This window comes from Bradyrhizobium sp. URHC0002, assembly GCF_054059515.1.
Map to the genome: position 1 here is coordinate 2,538,696 of NZ_JBSSCF010000001.1, position 20,155 is coordinate 2,558,850.

Below are 20,155 nucleotides of genomic sequence, written 5' to 3' on the forward strand. Positions count from 1 at the left end.
GTCGTTCCATGCTCGAATCGGGCATTTTCATCGATCACATAATGTGCGGCACCTGCGGGCGGTCAGTCCATAGGGCGATCGGAAATGCCCGCTGCGACCCGGCCGGAGCGCTGGTTCGGATGGCTTTGCACCGGAATACTCTCGATTCCCGCTTTTTGGATCGGACGGAGCTTTACCGCTTGGCCCATGTGCGGCCCGCAGCAGCGAAAGCCTTGATCCAGGTCAAGGGTGGGCAGGGTCCGTCGGTTAAGGCCGCAAAGGTGGAAGCGCAAAAACTGGAGGTAGTAATGAAGAAGATCAATCTGAGGCGAGCAATGTTGGCTGCGGCCATCGTAGTGTGCGGAGTTTCCGGTTCAGTCGACTGGACGAGCGAAGGTCTTTCTTACGCAGTCGAAAGCGCGCAGGCGCGGGTGGGGCGCCCGTTGACGCCGGTCAGCGTCGCCGGCGTCGCACGCCGGACTACGCGACGGGCGGTCGTCGGAGGTGCGGTGGTAGGCGGTGCGGTCGCCGGTTGCGCGCGCGTCTTGGTGAATGGCACATACGTCTGCCGCTAGTGTAGCGGCGCCATTTTCAACGAACCGGGCGGCGGACTTGATGGTCCGCTGCGACGGCTGGCTGTATTCGAGCGCCTACGGCGTCCCGATGCCCATTTCCTTCAGCGCGGCCAGCATCCGTTCCGGCGGCGCCATCTTGATCGCCAGCGCATGGCCAGTCTCCAGCAGGCTCTTCAGGCTCGACAGGATAGCGGGCCAGCCGGCACGGCCGCCGGACACGATGTCATCGCTGATGTCGCGGTCGTGGGACTGCAGCATCGTCAGCTTGACCACGTCGCCCGCGGGCTCGATCTCGTAGGTCACGAGCGTCGGCCCGAGCTTTTCCACCAGCGCCGGCCAGTTGACGTTCCAGGTAACGGTCAGCTTCTTCGGCGGATCGCATTCGATTACCTCGCCGCTGATATGCTCCGAGCCATCGGGGGCGCGGGCGATGAAGGCGCCGCCGACCTTGAGGTCGGCCTCGATCGCAAAGCCGGAAAAATAGTTGCGGCTGAACTCCGCCGTCGTCAGTGCCTTCCATACTTGTTCGGGCGTGGCGCCGATGTAGATCGTATAAACGATCGCCGGCTTGAATTTCCCAACATCAATTTCCGTACGCTTACTCATTACGCTTCTCCAACAGCCGTTTCATCTCGCTGAGCGCGGCAAGTTTCCCGCGCTCGAATTTCCTGATCCAGCGTTCACCGATCTGATGGATCGGAACCGGATTGATGTAGTGCAGCTTCTCGCGGCCGTGCTTCAGCGTGCCGACGAGGTTGGCCGCTTCGAGAATCCCAAGGTGTTTTGTGACGGCCTGCCGCGTCATCGCGAGGCCGTCGCAGAGTTCGTTTAGCGTCTGTCCGTTCCTGGCGTGAAGCCGGTCGAGCAGCGAGCGCCGCGATGCATCGGCAAGCGCTTTGAAGACTTCATCCATGGGCGGGATAATAGGCAACTAAAAGGTTGCATGTCAAGACTATGTATTGGGCGCAACCGGGCGCTGTGATATCGTCATCGTCAGCCAACGCAGATTGGCCTTGAACAGTGGGGGTGGAACATGAGCCGTCGCCTTAAACTCGCAGCCGGGTTCTCGATCCTTTTTCTCTCAGGCTCAGGCATCACTTGCGCGCAGCAACAAGTGATCGGCGCGCCGCCCGAAGCCCTCAACATGAGCTGGTTGGAACCAGCGACCTGCAGGCCCGCAGCGGCTATCAGCCGACCATCCATCATCAAGGCGACCGGTGGATCGCCTATATCGGCCATCACGGCGGCAGCGATGATATCCCGGCGCCGGTCAATCCGCAGACCGGCAAGGCCGAGCCGAACGGCACGTCGATCGTCGACGTCACCGATCCCGCGCAGCCCAGATATTTGCGTCACCTCCCGGGCCAGGAAGGCAAGTATGAATCGGGCGGCGCGCAGATGGTGCGGATCTGCGACGGCAAGGCCTTGCCGAAGGGCGATCGTAACGCGGTCTACATGCTCAGGACTTTTGGTGGCGAGGCGCATGAAATCTGGAACGTCGCCGATCCCGCCAATCCCGTGCTGGTGACGCGGATTGCCGGATTAAAGGACACGCACAAGAACTGGTGGGAGTGCGACACCGGCATTGCCTTCCTGGTATCGGGCGCGCCGGACTGGCGCACGCGCCGCATGACGCAGGTCTATGATCTCAGCGATCCCGCGCATCCGCAGAAGATCCGCGATTTCGGCCTTCCCGGCCAGGAGCCCGGCTCGACCGGCGCGGTCCCGACCGAACTGCATGGGCCGATCTCGACGGGCCCTTCCGGCAATCGGGTCTATTTCGGCTACGGCACCAACAAGGGCGGCTTCCTGCAGATCGTCGATCGCGAAAAACTGCTCAATGGCCCGAAGGAGCCGACGCCGGACAATCTGCGGATCCCGGAAATCGCGCGGCTGGCGATGTCGGCCTTCAACGGCGCCCACACCACGTTTCCGATGCCGGGCATGCCGATTGCGGAATTCGCCAAAGACAAGGACGGCAGAACCCGCGACATCGTGATGATCGTCGACGAGGCGATTCTGAACGAATGCAACGAGCCGCGGCAGATGGTGTGGTTTGCCGATATTACGGTCGAGAACCGGCCGATGATGATCTCGAGCTACACGGTGCCGGAGGCGAGCGGGTCGTTCTGCGAACGGGGAGGGCGGTTCGGTGCGCATTCGTCCAACGAGAGCATGGCGCAGGTCTACTACAAGAAGATGGCGTTCATATCCTTCTTCAATGCGGGCGTGCGCGCGCTCGACATTCGCGATCCCTATCACCCCACCGAGGTCGGCCATTTCATTCCGGCGATCACGGCGGCGACCGACAAGCGCTGCGTCAAGATCGACGGCAAGGATCGCTGCAAGGTCGCGATCCAGACCAACAATGTCGAAACCGACGAGCGCGGCTACATCTACATCGTCGACCGCGCCAACACCGGCCTGCACATTCTGGAACTGACCGGCCCGGCGCGCGCCGTTGCCGGCATTCAGTGAGGACGCAAGCGATGCGTCGCTGGCCGGTCATTGCATTTGCCACCGTGGCGCTCGGTGCGTTGTCAGGCGCTGCGGCCTACCAACAGGTGACGCCGCGCCATCACGAACGAAACGGCGCGTGGCAGGAGATCGCCTGGCCATTTTCCCGCGATGGCTGGCCGGCGGGCAAGGCCTTCCGCTGCGGCGTGGCTGCGTGCGGCGGCGAGGTGGTGCTTTACGTGCGGCCGAAGATGGGTTTCTGCAATTGCGACCGTGGTGTCGCCGACGACGATGAGGTCGATCGCGTCGCCGATCTCGATCTGATGAGCGCGCATTTCGCGCCGCGCGCGCCGGGCGATGTTGTCCGGGTCGCCGATATGCCCGGGCGCATCCGTGCCTATGACCTTAAAATGTCCGACGGTTCACGGCACACCGCGATCGGCGTCGCGGTCTCGCGCCGCTGCGATCTCCTCGTCGCCATCGCGCACGGCACGGGTGACGCGCCCGAGATACGGCGCGCGGCGCTGGACTTTCTGGCGCGCAGCGAAATGACGCGCTGGGTGATGGCTGCGATGGAAGGGCGGTGAAACATCTCAGTCATGCCCGGGCAAGAGCGCGAAGCGCGTCTTCGCGCTGGATGTTCCGCGCATCCACGTCTTTTTATCGGTCGCGCTTTGCGATAAGACGTGGATGGACGGGACAAGCCCGGCCATGACGTGTCCCTCCCACCGGATTCTCCCATGTCCCTTCAAGCCTATCTCGCCTTTGTCGCCGCCTGCATCGCGCTGGCGCTGTTGCCGGGTCCGGTGGTGACGCTGCTGATTGCCAACGGCCTGCGGCATGGCACCCGCGCGGCGCTGATCAATTGCGCCGGCGCGCAAACCGGCCTCGCCATCGTGATCGGCATCGTTGCGGTCGGACTGACCTCGCTGATGGCGACCATGGGCTACTGGTTCGACTGGGTGCGCTTTGCCGGCGCGGCCTACTTGATCTGGCTCGGCGTCAAGCTGATCCGTTCGCCGGTCGAAGGGGTCAACGCCGATGAACCGCCGCCTCCGCCGCGTGGCGGGTTCTTCCTGCAGGGCTTTCTGGTGCTGCTCTCTAACCCCAAGGTGCTGGTGTTCTTCGGCGCGTTCATTCCGCAGTTCATGGATATGGAGAAACCTCACTTGCCGCAGGTGGCGCTGCTCGGCATCACCTTCATGGTGATCGCCGCCTCGACCGACGCGGTCTACGCGCTGCTGGCCGGCCGGGCGCGGCTGTTCTTCTCCAAGGAGCGGACGCGGCTGCTGTCACGCGTCTCCGGTGGTTTTATGATCGGCGGGGGTATCTGGCTTGCGCTGACACGGGCAAAGTAAATCCGCATGCGGTTGAACCCGCGGCGGCGACATCGCGTCTAATCGCAAGCCGTCTCTGGGGAACAATCCGTGCTGCCTGATCTGCCGTGGTTCGTCTACGCGATGTTGCTCGCCCCGCTCGGGCTGCTTCTCGGCGCTGCCGTTTACAAGACACTGCAGGTCCGCGCCGCGCGCGAATGGCCGTCGGCCGCGGGCAAGGTGGTGGTGTCGAAGACCGAGGTTCGCAAGGTCAAGGTGATCGACAGCGACCGGGCCGAGGGGCATCGCTTCGAGGAGCGCAACTTCGCCGACATCGTCTACGAATATTCCGTCGCAGGCCGCAAGCTGCGCAACAACCGTGTCAGCATCGGCGAGGATCGCGGAAATTTCGAGGTCGCCGAGACCATCGCCAAATATCCGGTCGGCGCCGTCGTCACCGTTTATTACAATCCACTGCATCCGGACCAGGCGGTGCTGGAGCGCGACCTGCCAAAGGGCCTCTGGGGCTGCCTCGGCATCGGCACGGCGATCGTGCTGGCGATTGTGTTCGGCTCGGCCATCGGGCTGCATCAGCTGACCGAATTCGTATCGAAGCATCTCACGAATCCCAAAGTGTCGCCTTTTGTCGTCGCCATGAGCGCGTTCGGATTTCTGATTGCCCTGTTCGGGTTGGCGCTGCACCGTCAGGCTTCGCTGGCGAGGAAATGGCCGGTCGTACCCGGCACCATCAAGTCATCGGGCCTTGAACAATTCATGTCGGCGCCGTCGGAGCCCTCCGAACGCAGCCAGCTCACGTTCCAGTCCAAGGTTTCCTTTGCTTATCGCTTCAACGGCATCGATTATGTCAGCCAGCACGCCAGCCTCGGCGGCAAGGTCTCGTCGACATCGAGGGGCCTGGTGGAGCGCTTCGCCCGAAAATATCCCAACGGCGCCAAAGTCAAAGTTTACGTCAATCCGCTTAATCCGTCGGAAGCCGTGCTGGAGCCTCGCGCGAGCCACATCTGGATACTCTGGGCGTCGGTCACGTTTGTCTGGGGCGTCGCCTATTACGCGGCGGTGCATGGCTAGACGGAGAGCAGCTTCGTAGGGTGGGCAAAGGCGCGCCAGCGCCGTGCCCACCATTCTACCCGAATACGCGCTGTGGAATGGTGGGCACGCTTCGCTTTGCCCACCCTACGGAGTCAATGCAATCGCTGCTAAATCAACTGCCGCTCACGCAGCATCACTTCAATCTCACCAAGAACCCGCGCCAGCCGCTCCGCCCATGCCTTCTCCCCGGCGGGATCGCCGATCAAATCCTGGCGGATTTCGATCCCCGTGTTCATCAACCCGCGCGCTTCGCCGTGCACGGGGATGGTGTAGTCGGTCTCGTCGCTGACCGCATAAGGCTCGTTGTCGCCGACCACGAGATCGCCCTCGGCGCGCAGCAGCTCCAACAGCAGCGGCGGAAGATGGGTGTCGCGGTGATAGAGCGTGCCGATGTGCCAGGGCCGCGCGATGCCGGCATAGACCGGCGTGAAACTGTGCAGCGATACCAGTACCGTCGGCATGCCAGCGCTGCCGCGCTGCTCGATGATCTCGTCGATGCGCCGGTGGTAGGGATCGAAGATCTGCGCGCGCCGCATCTCCGCTACCTCGCGCGAAATGCCCTCGTTGCCCGGGATCGTGGTGGCCTCGCTGATGCGCGGGATCGAGCTTGCGGCATGGGGCGGGCGGTTGCAGTCGATGACGAGCCGCGAGTAGCGCTGCACGATCAGATGGGCGTCAAGATCACTTGAGAGCGCCTCCGCGACGCCGGCAATGCCGATGTCCCAGCCGATATGGCGCACAATCTCGCTCTCGGGCAGGCCGAGGTCGCCGAGCCCGCGCGGGATCAACCTGCCGTAATGGTCGCAGGTCAGCAGGAACGGCGACCGTCCCCCGGCGTTGAATTCGCGGACCGGAGGAACATCTTCGGCGCTGAGGAGTAGGGTTGTGTTGGCGGCGGCGTCCAAGGCGTTTTCCTTATTGCAGTGCCTATCGAAGCGGCACCCCGATCTACAATTGAGCAGGATTCGGCCTAGATTAAACGTACCAGAATCGATGATTGTTTGACGATGCCGCTCCTGACCATCCACCACAAGACCGTTTATCACTACAGCCGTCCGGTCGCGTTCGGCGAGCACCGCATCATGCTGCGCCCGCGCGACGGCCATGATCTGCGGGTGCTGTCCAGCAGCCTCGATATCGAGCCGCAGCCGATGCGGCTGCGCTGGATTCACGATGTGTTCGGCAACAGCGTTGCGATAGCAACCTTCGACGAGCGCGCCGAGACCTTGTCGTTCACCTCGACGGCCACGGTCGAGCACAATCCGGAGGACGAGTTCGCGCTGACCGCGGACGATCCTGCCTATTTCTATCCGTTCCTCTACGACGACGAGGAGTTTCCCGACCTGCAGCAGTTCATCACGCCGCAATATGGCGATCCCAATGGCGAACTGTCGGGCTGGGCGCGGCAATTTCTCGACCCCGACGGGCCGACGCCGACCTTCAGCATCCTGAGCGGCATGACCCATGGCATCCGCGAGGCGTTCCGCTATCGCAAGCGCCACGAGCAGGGCACCCAGCATCCGCTCGACACGCTGCAGACGGGCTCCGGCACCTGCCGCGACTATGCGCTGTTCATGATCGAGGCGCTGCGCCGGCTTGGCATCGCCGCGCGTTTCGTGTCCGGCTATCTCTTCATTCACGGGGACCGCGCGCATGGCTATGTCGGCGGCGGCTCGACCCATGCCTGGGTGCAGGTCTATCTGCCGAGCGCCGGCTGGATCGAGTTCGATCCGACCAACGGCATCATCGGCACCCGTGATCTCATTCGGGTGGCGGTGGCGCGCGATCCACGTCAGGCCATCCCGCTGCACGGCGCCTATCTGGGTTCGCCCGACGCCTTTGCGGGGATGGAGGTCCACATCAGGGTAGTTTCGGTCGGCGACGAGCCGCACGAAGCGCCGCAGGCGGAAAAGGTCTGAGCATGGAGATCAAGGTCGGCTTCGAGATTTCGTATGCGGCGGTGCAGCCGACGCCGATGGTGATCATGCTGTCGATCCACCCGTCGCGCTTTGCCGACATCGTCGGCACCGAGCGGATCACCGCCGGGCCCGATGTGCCGATCGGTTTCTACCGCGACGGCTTTGGCAATGTCTGCGGCCGGCTGGTGGCGCCCGCCGGTGGCGTGACGCTGCGGGGCGACGCGCTGGTGCGCGATTCCGGCCTGCCTGATGCGGTGGTGCCGACCGCGCAGCAACTGCCGATCGATCAATTGCCTGATGACGTGCTGCAATATTTGATGCCGAGCCGCTATTGCGAGACCGACAAGCTCATCGATGTCGCCTGGTCGCTGTTCGGCAACTCAGCGCCGGGATGGGCGCGGGTGCAGGCGATCGTCGACTTTGTGCATGGCCACGTCACGTTTGGTTACGAGCATGCGCATCACATGAAATCGGCGCACGACGTCTACGAGCAGCGCGCCGGCGTCTGCCGCGACTTTGCGCATCTGGCGCTGGCCCTCTGCCGCTGCATGAATATCCCGGCGCGCTACTGCACCGGCTATCTCGGCGACATTGGCGTACCCCGCGATCCCGCGCCGATGGATTTTTCGGGCTGGTTTCAGGCCTATCTGTCCGGCCAATGGTACACTTTCGACGCCCGCCATAATGTGCCCAGGGCCGGCCGCATCCTGATGGGCACCGGCCGCGACGCCGCCGACGTCGCGCTGACCACGAGTTTCGGCCGGATGGATCTGGTGAAGTTTCTGGTCATCAGCGACGAGGTCGTGCCGGCGTAACCCGGTCATTGCGAGCCAACGGGTCGCGCGAATGCGCGCCCGGTGACAGGCTCCGCGAAGCAATCCATGCCTCTGCCCGCCGCACTATGGATTGCTTCGCTGCGCTCGCAATGACATAGAACACTCCATGATTTCAGATCGTCTCTTCGTCTACGGCACGCTGATGCGCGGCTTCGATCATCCGATGGCGCAGCTTCTGTCGCGCAGCGCGGATTTTCTGGGCGCAGCCACCTGCCGCGGCCGGCTCTACCTCATCAAGCATTATCCGGGGCTGGTGCTGTCGGATCAGCCCAATGAGATCGTGTTCGGCGAACTGTACCGCCTGCGCGACCGCGACGCGCTGCTCGGCGAGTTCGACATGTATGAGGCCTGCGGCGAAGGTTTTCCGGAACCGACCGAATATGTCCGGCGTATGCTGTCCGTGACGCACGCAGACGGCGCGGCCGGCGAGGCGTGGACCTATGTCTACAACTGGCCGGTCACCGGTCTGCCGCAGATCGCCTCGGGCAAGTTTCTGGAGAACGAGCGCCGTCGATAAATCGCGTGGCGGCGACCGGGTGCTGCGGTCGAGCAGGCCAGGGCCGGCAAACTATCTTAGCCACAGCTTGAGCGGAATGGTTTCCCGATCGGGGCAGGCAATCACACCACCATAGGGGTCCGACGACGGTGCGCTGAAGGCGCACTCCAGGCCTTCAATCAGCAACGTTGCATCCAGCCGCGACGACAGTGTCGATATTTGAAAACGGATTTGTCCGGTTCTCTCCTCCGGTCCATCCCGCGTGCAGATGCCGACGTGCTTCATCGAGAACGATCCGGAAAACTCCTTGCTCCACCAGTGCTTTTTTTCGCTGACGGTCGCGATCAGCTCCCACTCTCCGAGCGGGCCGGCATAGCCGAGCAATTGCCGGGGCTCAGCTTGCACCGCCGCCGGAAGGGCAACGATTGCGAACAGGAGCAGGGGTACTCTCACGACCTCCTCCGGAATGATGGACGTCGACGTCTCACGACTTCTTTGTCAGGAACGCGCGCGCCTCGCCGACCTCGCTCCGGCTTTTGTCTGCATCGGCTGCGATCGTAACGACTCTCTTGTAGTATTCCCGGGCCTTGGCGCTATCGCCGGTCTTTTCGGCGGCCTTTGCCGCGCCTACGTAGGCGCCAAGCCGGTTAGGTTCCTTCTTCAGCGTTGCCTCAAAGGCGGACAGCGCCTCCTGGGCCATGCCGTTCTCCAGCAACAGGATGCCGTACAGTTCGCGCGCCGGTATGGGCACGCCCGGCGTCACCGGATGCTTCTCGGTCTTGTCCTCGGCGGCGGCGGCGCTACGCATGGCTTGGAGCGCATCGTCGCGCTTGCCTTCATCAAACATCACCACGGCGGAAGCGACCTGCAACTGGATATCAACCTGCTCGGACCAGTAAGCGTCCTTGGCGTCACGCAGCTTGTCGCGCAGTTCTCCGAGCCTGGCGATATCGGCCTTGGCGGCTTCAGGGTTGCCCGAGCGTGCGGCGCCGAGCGCCCGTGCGAAATGTGTGATCGCCTGCACATGAGGCAACGGGCTGGGACGGACCTCAAGTTGGGCTGCGGCCTTCCAGTCGCCGCGTTCCAGCGCATAGCGGGCCGGTGAAGCAGCCAGCGCATAGGGTCCGACAAGGAATGTCTCGGTGAAGCCCGTAACCCCCGCCATCTCGTCAAGCAACGCCTTGGCCTTGGTATCCTGCCCGAGCTGCAGATTGGCATAGACCTGGTAGTCCATGGAGTGCAGCTGGTCGTGGTAGTCCTTGGCCGCTTTCGCGGCGCGCGCCGCCGCGATATTTGATGAGATCGATTCATCCCAATAGCCGACGCGCGTGAAGATGTGCGAGGGCATGTGCTGGGCATGGGCGGCCGCGGGTGCGATCTTGGCGTAACGCCTGGCCGCGTCGAGACCCTTCTCTGCGATCGAGGGGTAATCATACAAATGGATCAGATAGTGCGCGACACCGGGATGTTGCGGCTGGCGTTTTGCGATCGGTTCCAGAATCGCCGCGCCCTTGATCTGGTTGGCATAGGTCTTGTCGGCGGCCGAAGCCGAAGTATTCAGCGCAAGCGCGTAATGAATCTGCGCTTCGTCGTCGTTCGGGTAGCGCTGCGCCAGTTGCTCCATGGCTTTCGCGTAGGCCACGATACGGGTGCGGTGATCGACTTTGTCAAAGTCGGCATACATGACGCCCAGCGCATCCAGATAGTCACGCTCACGCTGCGTCCCGGCGCCAAGGCTCTTGCCCTTGGCGATCATGGCGGCACCATCGGCGAGATTTTTCGCAGGCGTCGGGACGTGGGGATTCCAGAGCATGCTAAGCGCGATTCCCCAATAGGCGATGCCGCATTGGGGATCGGCCTTCAACACGTCCTCGAATACGTTTTGCGACGCGCGGTACCAGAACGAGTGCTGATACAGCATTGCCTGGTTAAAGAGTTTCTGCGCCGCGGGATTGCAGGACGTTTCGAAACTCACGGTGCCGAGTTTTTCGGCGTCGGTCTGCGCATGCGCCAACAGGATGCCGGTCGAAAGCGTCGCCGCAATTGCAAGGGCTGTTCTCATCGCGCTCCTCCCTGTCGGCCGCCTCGAAGCAGGCCGCCCGTCGAGAATTGCCCCATCAGTTCGGAGCAAAATCCTGGATCTAACCATGAAGGGTAGGAACCAGCAGGCAGGAAGTCATAAGCGAGAAACGGGATTTCTATGGGAGGTTTGTGCTACCTTCGAAGTTGGAGAAACGCATGTCAGAGCGGACACTTACGTTCGGACGCTACCGGCTTGAGCCCCAGAGCGGGTTGATGTCGGGAGGCCGAAACGTTCACCTGACGCCCAAGGCGCTTGCATTGCTGAGCTTTATTGCCGACCGCCCCGGCGAGGTGATCACCAAGGATCAGCTATTCGGCGCGGTCTGGCCTGAGGTCAACGTGGGGGACGCGGCGCTGGTGACCTGTATCCAGGAACTTCGCCGCGCGCTGAAGGACGATGCAAGGCATCCCCGCTTTATCGAGACATTGCATCGCCGGGGCTATCGGTTTGTCGGCAAAACGTCGGTAGCCCCGCATGATGCTGCCATCGACAGTGAGGCCCGCGCACTGTCACTGCCCAACCGTCCGTCGATCGCGGTGTTGCCGTTCGCCAATATGAGCGAAGATCCGGATCAGGAGCACTTCGCCGACGGCATCTCGGAAGACCTGATCACCGATCTGTCCCGGATCCACTGGCTGTTCGTCATCGCGCGCAACTCAACCTTTGTTTACAAGAACCGCGCGGTCGACATTAAGCAGGTCGCGCGCGAGCTTGGCGTGCGTTACGTGCTGGAAGGCAGCGTGCGCCGGGCCGGAAAGCGGATTCGCATCAATGCGCAGCTTGTCGACGCCGTGACCGGCGGTCATCACTGGGCAGAGCGGTACGACCGCGAACTTGGCGATATCTTCGCCATGCAGGACGAAATCACGCGTAGCGTGGTGGCTGCGATCGAACCCCGCCTGCTGGCCGCGGAAGGCATTCGCACCCTCTCGCGGTCATCGGATGATCTCGGGGCCTGGGAGCGGGTGGCGCGCGCTCAAACCTATCTGTGGCGCCTGACGCGGGCGGACTACGCAGTGGCGATCAAAGGGCTCGGAAAGGCTGTCGAGATCTATCCGGACTACGCACCTGCGCAAAGTCGTCTGGCGCTTTGCCTGTTGTTTGCAGCGCATATGGGATGGATCGATCGCGAATATGGTTTGCTGGTCGGCCGACAGCACGCCATTCGCGCCGTCGCCCTGGATGACTGTGATTCCTGGGGCCAGATCGCGCTCGGCTATTTGGGAATGATGGAGCGGCGCACCGAAGAGTCGATCGCAGCCTATCGCCGCGCGGTCGAACTCAATCCGAATTCCGCCAAAGCCCACGGCGATCTCGGACGGTCGCTGGCGTTTGCCGGGCACGACCGCGAGGCGATTGCGCAGGTGGAACACGCGATCAGGCTCAGCCCGCTGGATCCGGACATGGCGCTGTTTTTCGGCGCGATTGCGGTCGCGCACTATGGCGCCGGGCGATACGCGGACGCTCTGCGGCATACCGAAGAAGCGCTGCGGTCCCGTCCGGGGTTTCAGGGTGCACAGCGGCTGTGCTGTGCGAGCCTGGCCCAAACCGGGCGCATCGACGAAGCGCGATCGTTTCTTGTCACGGTACGTCGCGAGCAACCGCAGCTTTCGGTCGATTGGATCCGGGCAAGCGTGCCCTACCAGACTCCGGAATTGATGGAGCGATTCCTGGAGGGCATGCGGAAGGCGGGATTGAACGAGACCTGAGTCCGGTAAGGATCGGAAGTGGACATCAGGCGCGGCCTCAGCCTAGGCGGTGTGGACAAATTCCGCATACCACGGTAGCCCCCAAGCGCCCCCTGGGCCGGCAGGGAGCAAGGCGCGAGGCCGACGACGGAGTGGACCTCCAGGCCGAGCAACGCTGCCCAGGCCGTCGCTTCGATCGGGACCTTGGCCGATGAATTTTCGAGGAGGGTTTGAGCTTCTTGTTCGTTCCTTCGTCACTACGGCGAAACCCGAACCCTCCTCAATATACACCCCTAAATCTCTACCATAGGCGATAATGGATGAGAGATGTCGTCAAGACCTGATGAACGAGAGCAGGTCGGGGTTGAGGACATCCGCATGCGTGGTGAGCATGCCATGGGGATAGCCGGGATAAGTCTTCAGCGACCCGTTCTTAAGCAGGCCGACCGCACGCGGCACTGAACTTGCGAACGGGACGACTTGATCAGCCTCGCCATGCATCACCAGCACCGGCACGGTGATCTTCTTGAGGTCTTCGGTATAGTCTTCGAGCCAAGAGTCGACGGTTGCGTAATGAGCGAGGGCACCGCCGGCCATGCCTTGGCGCCACCAGTTCGCAATGATCGCCTCCGAAGGCTTCGCCCCATCTCGGTTGTAGCCGTAGAACGGATTCTCAGGGACGAAACGGTAGAACTCCGACCGGTTGCCCAGCACGCCTGCCCGGATCGCTTCGAACCACTCCGGCGGCTGACCGGACGGGTTGTCCTCGCTCCGGTACATGTTCGGCGTCAGTGAAGCGACCAGCGCCGCCTTCGCGACGCGCTCCTGGTGGCGAGCGACATAGCGAGCCACCTCACCGCCACCTGTGGAGTGGCCGATGTGGATCGCGTCGCGCAGGTTGAGATGTTCAGTAAGAGCCGCGAGGTCGGCAACCCAGTGGTCCATGTCGTTGCCGGTGCTGGGCTGGTCGGACCGGCCGTGGCCGCGCCGGTCGTGGGCGATCACCCGGTAGCCGTGGCGAAGGAAGAAGGTCATCTGGGCGTCCCAGTCGTCCGCCGACAGCGGCCAGCCGTGGCTGAAAACGATCGGCTGGCCTGAGCCCCAGTCCTTGTAGAAGATGTTTACGCCGTCTGTAGTAGTGATCGTGGGCATTGTTCAGTTCCTTTAGTTAGCCGCGGATGAGAGTCATCGCTCGCTGGCGCGGCGTTCCAGCGATGATCCCGGTAAATTAGATGACCGGTCGTCTATTAATTGGTCAAAATGTTTAACTCAGCAGAGAGGGCAAAACAAAGCGCTCGAAGCTGTCGAAGGGCGCCCGGCTACGTTCGACCTTGGCCCGCATGACCGCCCCTTCGAACGTGTCAATCAGCGCGACGGCAAGCTGCCCTGGATCCTTTCCGGCCGATAATTCCCCTTTCTCCTGCGCTTCCCGCAAGCATGAGGCGAGCGCGGCCGACCACTCGCGATAGATCGCCGCAAGCTTGATCCGCACATCCTCGCTCGTCGGCGTGACCTCCAGTGCCATGTTCCCGATCAGGCAGCCGACCGCGTAACGGCGGCGCTCATGAAACTCGGCAAGCCCGGCGAAATAGCGTGCGATGCGCGACAAGGGCGGCGTCCGGCGTTGATTCAAAATGGCCCCATGCTCAGCGACAACCGCCTCCCAATATTCGGTCAATACGGCGACGGCGAAGGCTTCCTTGCTGTCGAAGTAATTATAGAACGAACCCTTGGGCACGCCGGCTGCCGCGGTGATCTCCTGCACGCCCGTGGCGTTGAAGCCGCGGGTGCTCACAAGGTCTCCCCCTTTTTCAAGGAGGCGCGATCGCGTTTCAGGATTGGCTGGTCTAGGCATGAGTTAATATATGACCGGTCGTCTTGTTATCGTCAAGCATTTTTTTGGGGTGGGCACCGGTTCGTCCGGTTGAACTGCGTTTCCAACCGCTGAAACTACCGGATAGACGAGGCATGCAAGCTGCCACACGTTCCTGTTGGAAAACGCTTCCCCTCCCAGCGCAGCAAGATCGAATTGACCTTGCATTGCGGTATTCGGACGCCGAGGGCGAGAGGATCAGGCTTGGGCACGTCCCCAGGATATGGACGATAAGTGGTTCATATTTTTTGAGAACGGCTGGCTCGATTTTCATCGATCATGGACAGAAAGCATGACCGCGCGCTCTACAAGCAGCGCAATCGCATCGAACGCATGTTCGGTCACCTGAAGGTCAACCGCGCCATCGCCACCCCGCTACGACCAACTGGCCAGCAGTTTCCTCGGAATGATCCATCTCGCCACTGGCAGATACTGGCTCAAATTTGTCCACGCCGCCTAGCCCGCATCCAGCCGCTCGCGCTCCACGCGGATATCCACCTCGCGCTCGACAAAGCGCCATTCCTCGGTGGCGCGCAGCGTGCGGACCAGTTCCTCGAACGCATCCGCTTCAGTGGGCGCGTATTCGAACCAGGTCAGGAAGTCGAAGGGCTCGTCGAGATCGCGGCAGTGATAGAGCTTTCGGGCGATCGCCGGCAGATATTTCAGGCTCGCCGCAATGTGGTGCGATCGGTCCTCAAAAATCTGCCGCCGCTCCTCCTGCGTGAGCTCCCACCACGTCGCCGATTTCTTGATCGGGATCAGCGCGGCATGGCTCGCCTCGGGGCGGCCGATCTCGGCTTGAACGGCATCCAGCCGTTTCTTTTCGTCGCGCTCGGTGTAGCGCAGGTGGCTGGCGACGCCGGCCAGCCGCCAGGAGGTCGGCGAGGGCGTGATCGGCAGCGCGATCGACAGCGAATGCACCACCGACAGCGCCGGCGTCGGCGCCAGCGATGCGCCCCTGACCGGCCCGCACCGCGTCACCCGCCAAGCCCCGCTCTGGCCACCTCGGAAAATCGTGAACATCGGGGGATGGAAGCGCGGAACCGGGATGGGTTCAAGCTCTCTCCGTCATTCTCCGGTGCGCAATGACGCTCCTGGGAGCTGTGAATAGCGGCGAGAAGCCGAATAACCTTCGTATTTTACCGGCCCGTCCCTATATCCATGGTCGGTTGGCAATCGCCTCACGACTCAAGGTCCAAATCACCTTATGCGCTTCACGCCCCAATTCCTCGAAGAGCTGCGCGCCCGGCTTCCGGTCTCGGAAGTCGTGGGCCGCCGCGTCAAGCTGAAGAAGGCAGGGCGCGAGTTCAAGGGGCTGTCGCCGTTCCAGCAGGAGAAGTCGCCCTCGTTCACGGTCAACGACCAGAAGGGCTTTTACCACGACTTCTCCTCCGGCAAGCACGGCGACATCATCTCGTTTTTGATGGAGACCGAGGGCGTCGGCTTCACCGAAGCCGTCGAGCGCCTGGCGTCGATGGCGGGCATGGCGCTGCCGGCGGCGACCCCGGACGCCGCGCGGCACGAGCAGCGCCGCAAGACGCTGCATGACGTGATGGAGCTCACGGCGAAATTCTTTGCCGACACGCTGGCCTCGCGTAACGGCGCCAAGGCGCGCGGCTATCTCGGCGACCGCGGCATTACGCCGGCGACGCAGCTGCAGTTTCGATTGGGCTATGCGCCGCCGGATCGTTTCGCGCTGAAGGAGCATCTCGGCGCGCATGGCATTTCGACCGAGGACATGGTGGAAGGCGGCCTGCTGGTGGCGGGCGAGGACAAGCCCGTTCCCTTCGACCGCTTCCGCGACCGGGTGATGTTTCCGATCACGGATGTTCGCGGCCGCGTCATCGCCTTCGGCGGCCGCGCGCTGGAAAAGGACGTTCCGGCAAAATATCTGAACTCGCCGGAGACGCCGCTGTTTCACAAGGGCGACAATCTCTACAACCTCTCGACCGCGCGGCAGGCGACGCATAACGGCTCGCCGCTGATCGTGGTCGAAGGCTATGTCGACGTCATCGCCATGGTCACGGCAGGGTTCGGCGGCGCTGTCGCCCCGCTCGGCACGGCGCTCACCGAAAACCAGCTCGCGCTATTGTGGAAGATGGCGGACGAGCCGATTCTCTGTTTCGACGGCGACCGCGCCGGCCAGAAAGCGGCGTATCGCGCTGCCGACCTGGCGCTGCCGGCGCTGCTGCCGGGAAAGAGCCTGCGCTTTGCGCTGCTGCCCGAAGGCCAGGACCCCGACGACCTCGCGCGCTCCGGCGGCCGCGTTGCGATCGAGGAAGTGATTTCAGCCGCGCGGCCGCTGGTCGACATGCTCTGGTCGCGCGAGGTCGAGGGCGGCAGCTTTGCCACGCCTGAGCGGCGCGCCGCGCTCGAGGCCCGCATCAATGAACTCAGCAAGGGCATCCGCGACGAGGTGGTGCGTCGCTATTATCGCGACGATCTCGCCGATCGCCTGCAGCGCGCCTTTGCGCCGCAAGGTGGGGGCGGCGGCTACGGCCGGGGTAATTTCCGGACCGGGCGGGGCGAATCACCCCGCACGTTTGCCCCGCGCGGAGCGGGCCAGGCCGGCCGATTCGCCCCCCGGGGCGGGCGCGGACCGGGAGCGGGCGGGGCGCCTGCTATCTCGTCCGGCCCCTACCAGGCGGCCAGTCCTCAGCTCGCGACCAGCCCGATCATGCGCGGCCAGCGCAGCGCCATGTCCCGCCGCGAGGCGCTGATTTTGCAGTCCCTGATCAATCACCCCTGGCTGCTGCACGACCATCTCGAGGAGGTGGCCGCCCTGGAACTGGCCCATCCCGAGGCCAACAAGCTCCGCGCCGGCATCATTGCGGCCTTCGCCAACGACCATCACCATTCCCCTGACGTCGAGGAGCAGGCCGAGAAAATGCGGGCCGATCTCGAAGCGCGCGGATTAAGCGAGATTCTTCAAAGGGTTGAACGGGCGATCACGACCTCGGCGGTGTGGGGCACCAAGCCCGGCGCGGCGCGGGAAGACGTTTTGGCCACCTGGCAGCAACTCGTTGTCTTGCATCAGAAAACGCACGCCCTACTTAGGGAGAAGAAGGATGCCGAGCTGGCGTTGGGCGAGGAGCCCACCGACGCCAATATGGCATGGCTGAAGGACGTGAGCCTCCGGCTGGAGTCGCTCGACGGCACGGAGGCCCTGATCGAGGGTTTTGGCGAGCTTTCGGGCCGGTTCCGAAAGAGCGTGTGATAAAAAAAATGATGCGGACGGCGGCGGCCGTGCCCGCAAAAAGACTCGCCAAATCCATGGTTTGGCGGCAAAAACAGGGTTAAGCGAAGCTTAATAGTCCGAAGGTTACGTTAACTGCGCCCAAGGGCTATTGGCATAACACCGGCGATGGCGGGTTACAGGGGTGGCGACGGTCTGCGCCGCCCTTTGCGCGTCCTACGCATGCGAATACTCAAGGGGCACGAGCGTGATCCGGAAAAGTGGATATCCGGTTTTCCGAAACGATCACGCGCTAAGCTAAGGATCTAGCGGGTTGGCTTTTCAAACAAAAGACATCCCGCCGACGACTTCAGTAATTCAGAGGCGGGTGGCGTTGCGCGCTATCCCGCACGAGCGCGTTTCGGGAGCTTGATGAATGGCCACCAAGGCAAAGACGCTGCAGGTTAAAGACAAGGAAAAAGACGACAAGGCAGCGGACGCCCCTGAGAAGGATAGCCCCGACGCGCCGTCGCCGTTGCTTGACCTCTCGGATGCCGCGGTCAAGAAGATGATCAAGCAGGCCAAGAAGCGCGGCTTCGTGACCTTCGATCAGCTCAACGAAGTGCTGCCCTCCGACACTACCTCGCCCGAGCAGATCGAGGACATCATGTCGATGCTCTCGGACATGGGCATCAACGTCTCCGAAGCCGAAGAGGCCGACGCCGACGAGGAAAAGGAAGACGAGGCCGACGACACCGACAACGAGCTTGTCGAGGTCACGCAGAAGGCCGTCACCGAAGTCAAGAAGTCCGAGCCCGGCGAGCGCACCGACGATCCCGTCCGCATGTATCTGCGCGAGATGGGCACGGTGGAACTGCTGTCGCGCGAAGGCGAAATCGCCATTGCCAAACGCATCGAGGCCGGCCGCGAGGCGATGATCGCAGGCTTGTGCGAAAGCCCGCTGACCTTCCAGGCCATCATCATCTGGCGCGATGAACTCAACGAAGGAAAGATCTTCCTCCGCGACATCATCGATCTCGAAGCCACCTATGCCGGCCCCGACGCCAAGAACAACATGAACCCGGCGATGCTGGCAGCACCCGTCGGCCCCGACGGCCAGCCGCTGCCGGCAGCCAACGGCGCGGCTGCCGCAGCGCCCGCACATGTCGCGCCCCCCGCTGCCCCGCCGTCGCCGACCCCGTTCCGTGCCACGCCCGCCGGCGGTGCCGAGACTGAGGAAAAGGATCCGGCCGAGTCCGCCGCCGAAGGCGACATGGACGACGACGAGTTCGAAAACCAGATGTCGCTCGCCGCCATCGAGGCCGAGCTGAAGCCGAAGGTCGTCGAAACCTTTGACAAGATCGCTTCCGAATACAAGAAGCTGCGCCGCCTGCAGGAGCAGGACATTGCGAACCAGCTGCAGAGCGAGTCGCTGTCGCCCTCGCAGGAGCGCAAGTACAAGAAGCTGAAGGACGAAATCATCGTCGAGGTGAAGTCGCTGCGCCTCAACCAGGCCCGCATCGATTCACTGGTCGAGCAGCTCTACGACATCAACAAGAAGCTGGTCTCGTTCGAAGGCCGCCTGCTTCGTTTGGGTGACAGCCACGGCGTCGCGCGCGAAGACTTCCTGCGCAACTATCAGGGCTCGGAGCTCGATCCGCGCTGGCTCAACCGTGTCTCGAAACTCTCCGCCAAAGGCTGGAAGAATTTCGTCCATCACGAGAAGGACCGCATCAAGGACCTGCGCCACGAGATCCAGTCGCTGGCCGCGCTCACCGGGCTCGAGATCGGCGAATTCCGCAAGATCGTGCACGGCGTGCAGAAGGGCGAGCGCGAGGCGCGCCAGGCCAAGAAGGAAATGGTCGAGGCGAACTTGCGTCTCGTGATCTCGATCGCCAAGAAATACACCAACCGCGGCCTGCAGTTCCTCGACCTGATCCAGGAAGGCAACATCGGGTTGATGAAGGCGGTCGACAAGTTCGAGTACCGCCGCGGCTACAAGTTCTCGACCTACGCCACGTGGTGGATCCGGCAGGCGATCACGCGCTCGATCGCCGACCAGGCGCGCACCATCCGCATCCCCGTGCACATGATCGAGACGATCAACAAGATCGTGCGCACCAGCCGCCAGATGCTCAACGAGATCGGCCGCGAGCCGACCCCCGAAGAGCTCGCCGAAAAGCTCGGCATGCCCCTGGAGAAGGTCCGAAAAGTTCTCAAGATCGCGAAAGAGCCGCTCTCGCTGGAGACCCCGGTGGGCGACGAGGAAGATTCACACCTCGGCGATTTCATCGAGGACAAGAACGCGATCCTGCCGATCGATGCCGCGATCCAGTCCAACCTGCGCGAAACCACCACGCGGGTGCTGGCCTCGCTCACGCCCCGCGAAGAACGCGTGCTCCGCATGCGCTTCGGTATCGGCATGAACACGGATCACACGCTGGAAGAAGTCGGCCAGCAGTTCAGCGTGACGCGCGAGCGTATTCGTCAGATCGAGGCGAAGGCGCTGCGCAAGCTGAAGCATCCGTCGCGGTCGCGGAAGCTGCGGAGCTTCCTGGATAACTGATCCAGACCGGGCATCCATCCAAAAGCAAACGGCGGGCAAGAGCCCGCCGTTTTTTGTTTTGGTTCCGGCTCTAACCCGTCAT

Annotated in this window: 17 protein-coding genes and 2 pseudogenes; 11 read left to right on the plus strand and 8 right to left on the minus strand. The window is 62.8% G+C overall.

The genetic code is table 11. From position 1 onward, the window contains the following. Nucleotides 1–629: 629 nt before the first annotated feature. Nucleotides 630–1,160 carry an SRPBCC family protein gene (locus tag ACVWVY_RS12175; protein ID WP_456626594.1) on the minus strand — a complete coding sequence of 177 codons (531 nt, stop codon included), beginning with the start codon at nt 1,158–1,160 and terminating at the stop codon, nt 630–632. Continuing rightward, nucleotides 1,153–1,467, minus strand: coding sequence for an ArsR/SmtB family transcription factor (locus tag ACVWVY_RS12180; RefSeq protein WP_456626595.1), 315 nt, complete (start codon nt 1,465–1,467; stop codon nt 1,153–1,155). Before ACVWVY_RS12180 ends, ACVWVY_RS12175 begins: the two co-directional genes overlap by 8 nt. Before the next feature lie 120 nt (nt 1,468–1,587). On the opposite strand from ACVWVY_RS12180, the pseudogene ACVWVY_RS12185 reads away from it, so the two are divergent. From ACVWVY_RS12185 to ACVWVY_RS12200, 4 genes and pseudogenes are all read left to right on the plus strand, one after another. Further along, a pseudogene (locus tag ACVWVY_RS12185) lies at nt 1,588–3,032 on the plus strand (LVIVD repeat-containing protein). An 11-nt stretch (nt 3,033–3,043) separates the two neighbouring features. Next, nucleotides 3,044–3,598 carry a hypothetical protein gene (locus ACVWVY_RS12190; RefSeq protein ID WP_456626596.1) on the plus strand — a complete coding sequence of 185 codons (555 nt, stop codon included), beginning with the start codon at nt 3,044–3,046 and terminating at the stop codon, nt 3,596–3,598. 153 nt (nt 3,599–3,751) lie between these two features. Then, entirely contained in the window at nt 3,752–4,369 is a 618-nt protein-coding gene (locus tag ACVWVY_RS12195; protein WP_456626597.1) for a LysE family translocator, read from the plus strand. A gap of 69 nt (nt 4,370–4,438) precedes the next feature. Then, nucleotides 4,439–5,416 carry a DUF3592 domain-containing protein gene (locus tag ACVWVY_RS12200; RefSeq protein ID WP_456626598.1) on the plus strand — a complete coding sequence of 326 codons (978 nt, stop codon included), beginning with the start codon at nt 4,439–4,441 and terminating at the stop codon, nt 5,414–5,416. A 128-nt stretch (nt 5,417–5,544) separates the two neighbouring features. Here ACVWVY_RS12200 and ACVWVY_RS12205 read toward each other — a convergent pair whose 3' ends face one another. Next, nucleotides 5,545–6,342, minus strand: a complete 798-nt coding sequence (locus tag ACVWVY_RS12205; protein WP_456626599.1) for an N-formylglutamate amidohydrolase — start codon at nt 6,340–6,342, stop codon at nt 5,545–5,547. A 102-nt stretch (nt 6,343–6,444) separates the two neighbouring features. On the opposite strand from ACVWVY_RS12205, the gene ACVWVY_RS12210 reads away from it, so the two are divergent. The 3 genes from ACVWVY_RS12210 to ACVWVY_RS12220 all read left to right on the plus strand — a co-directional run bounded on the left by ACVWVY_RS12210 (nt 6,445) and on the right by ACVWVY_RS12220 (nt 8,709). Beyond that, on the plus strand, nt 6,445–7,356 hold the full coding sequence (locus ACVWVY_RS12210) for a transglutaminase family protein (protein WP_456626600.1): 912 nt from the start codon (nt 6,445–6,447) through the stop codon (nt 7,354–7,356). A 2-nt stretch (nt 7,357–7,358) separates the two neighbouring features. Continuing rightward, nucleotides 7,359–8,171 carry a transglutaminase-like domain-containing protein gene (locus ACVWVY_RS12215; RefSeq protein WP_456626601.1) on the plus strand — a complete coding sequence of 271 codons (813 nt, stop codon included), beginning with the start codon at nt 7,359–7,361 and terminating at the stop codon, nt 8,169–8,171. Nucleotides 8,172–8,298: 127 nt separating this feature from the next. Further along, complete coding sequence (locus ACVWVY_RS12220; protein ID WP_456626602.1) at nt 8,299–8,709, plus strand: gamma-glutamylcyclotransferase family protein; 411 nt, start codon at nt 8,299–8,301, stop codon at nt 8,707–8,709. A 51-nt stretch (nt 8,710–8,760) separates the two neighbouring features. Here ACVWVY_RS12220 and ACVWVY_RS12225 read toward each other — a convergent pair whose 3' ends face one another. Further along, nucleotides 8,761–9,141, minus strand: coding sequence for a hypothetical protein (locus ACVWVY_RS12225; RefSeq protein ID WP_456626603.1), 381 nt, complete (start codon nt 9,139–9,141; stop codon nt 8,761–8,763). Nucleotides 9,142–9,172: 31 nt separating this feature from the next. Beyond that, entirely contained in the window at nt 9,173–10,750 is a 1,578-nt protein-coding gene (locus ACVWVY_RS12230; protein WP_456626604.1) for a tetratricopeptide repeat protein, read from the minus strand. 176 nt (nt 10,751–10,926) lie between these two features. Between ACVWVY_RS12230 and ACVWVY_RS12235 the strand changes: the two genes are divergently transcribed. Then, a complete protein-coding gene (locus ACVWVY_RS12235; protein WP_456626605.1) occupies nt 10,927–12,480 on the plus strand; it encodes a winged helix-turn-helix domain-containing protein in 1,554 nt (517 codons plus the stop codon). Nucleotides 12,481–12,792: 312 nt separating this feature from the next. Here the strand turns inward: ACVWVY_RS12235 and ACVWVY_RS12240 are convergent, their stop codons facing one another. Together ACVWVY_RS12240 and ACVWVY_RS12245 are read right to left on the minus strand one after the other, a co-directional pair. Next, nucleotides 12,793–13,611: an alpha/beta fold hydrolase gene (locus ACVWVY_RS12240; RefSeq protein WP_456626606.1), complete on the minus strand. Its 819-nt coding sequence runs from the start codon at nt 13,609–13,611 to the stop codon at nt 12,793–12,795. A gap of 112 nt (nt 13,612–13,723) precedes the next feature. After that, a complete protein-coding gene (locus ACVWVY_RS12245) occupies nt 13,724–14,254 on the minus strand; it encodes a TetR family transcriptional regulator C-terminal domain-containing protein (RefSeq protein WP_456626607.1) in 531 nt (176 codons plus the stop codon). 366 nt (nt 14,255–14,620) lie between these two features. Here ACVWVY_RS12245 and ACVWVY_RS12250 point away from each other — a divergent pair. Beyond that, nucleotides 14,621–14,792, plus strand: a pseudogene (locus ACVWVY_RS12250) (transposase); the annotation flags it as partial. Here ACVWVY_RS12250 and ACVWVY_RS12255 read toward each other — a convergent pair. Then, nucleotides 14,789–15,355 (minus strand): chlorite dismutase family protein, encoded by a 567-nt coding sequence (locus tag ACVWVY_RS12255; RefSeq protein WP_456626608.1) that lies wholly within the window; start codon nt 15,353–15,355, stop codon nt 14,789–14,791. The pseudogene ACVWVY_RS12250 and the gene ACVWVY_RS12255 sit on opposite strands and share 4 nt — an antisense overlap. 184 nt (nt 15,356–15,539) lie before the next feature. Here ACVWVY_RS12255 and dnaG point away from each other — a divergent pair, with 184 nt between their 5' ends. Continuing rightward, nucleotides 15,540–17,549 (plus strand): DNA primase, encoded by a 2,010-nt coding sequence (gene dnaG, locus ACVWVY_RS12260; protein ID WP_456626609.1) that lies wholly within the window; start codon nt 15,540–15,542, stop codon nt 17,547–17,549. 394 nt (nt 17,550–17,943) lie between these two features. Beyond that, a complete protein-coding gene (gene rpoD, locus ACVWVY_RS12265) occupies nt 17,944–20,073 on the plus strand; it encodes an RNA polymerase sigma factor RpoD (RefSeq protein WP_456626610.1) in 2,130 nt (709 codons plus the stop codon). The last annotated feature ends 82 nt before the right edge of the window (nt 20,074–20,155 follow it).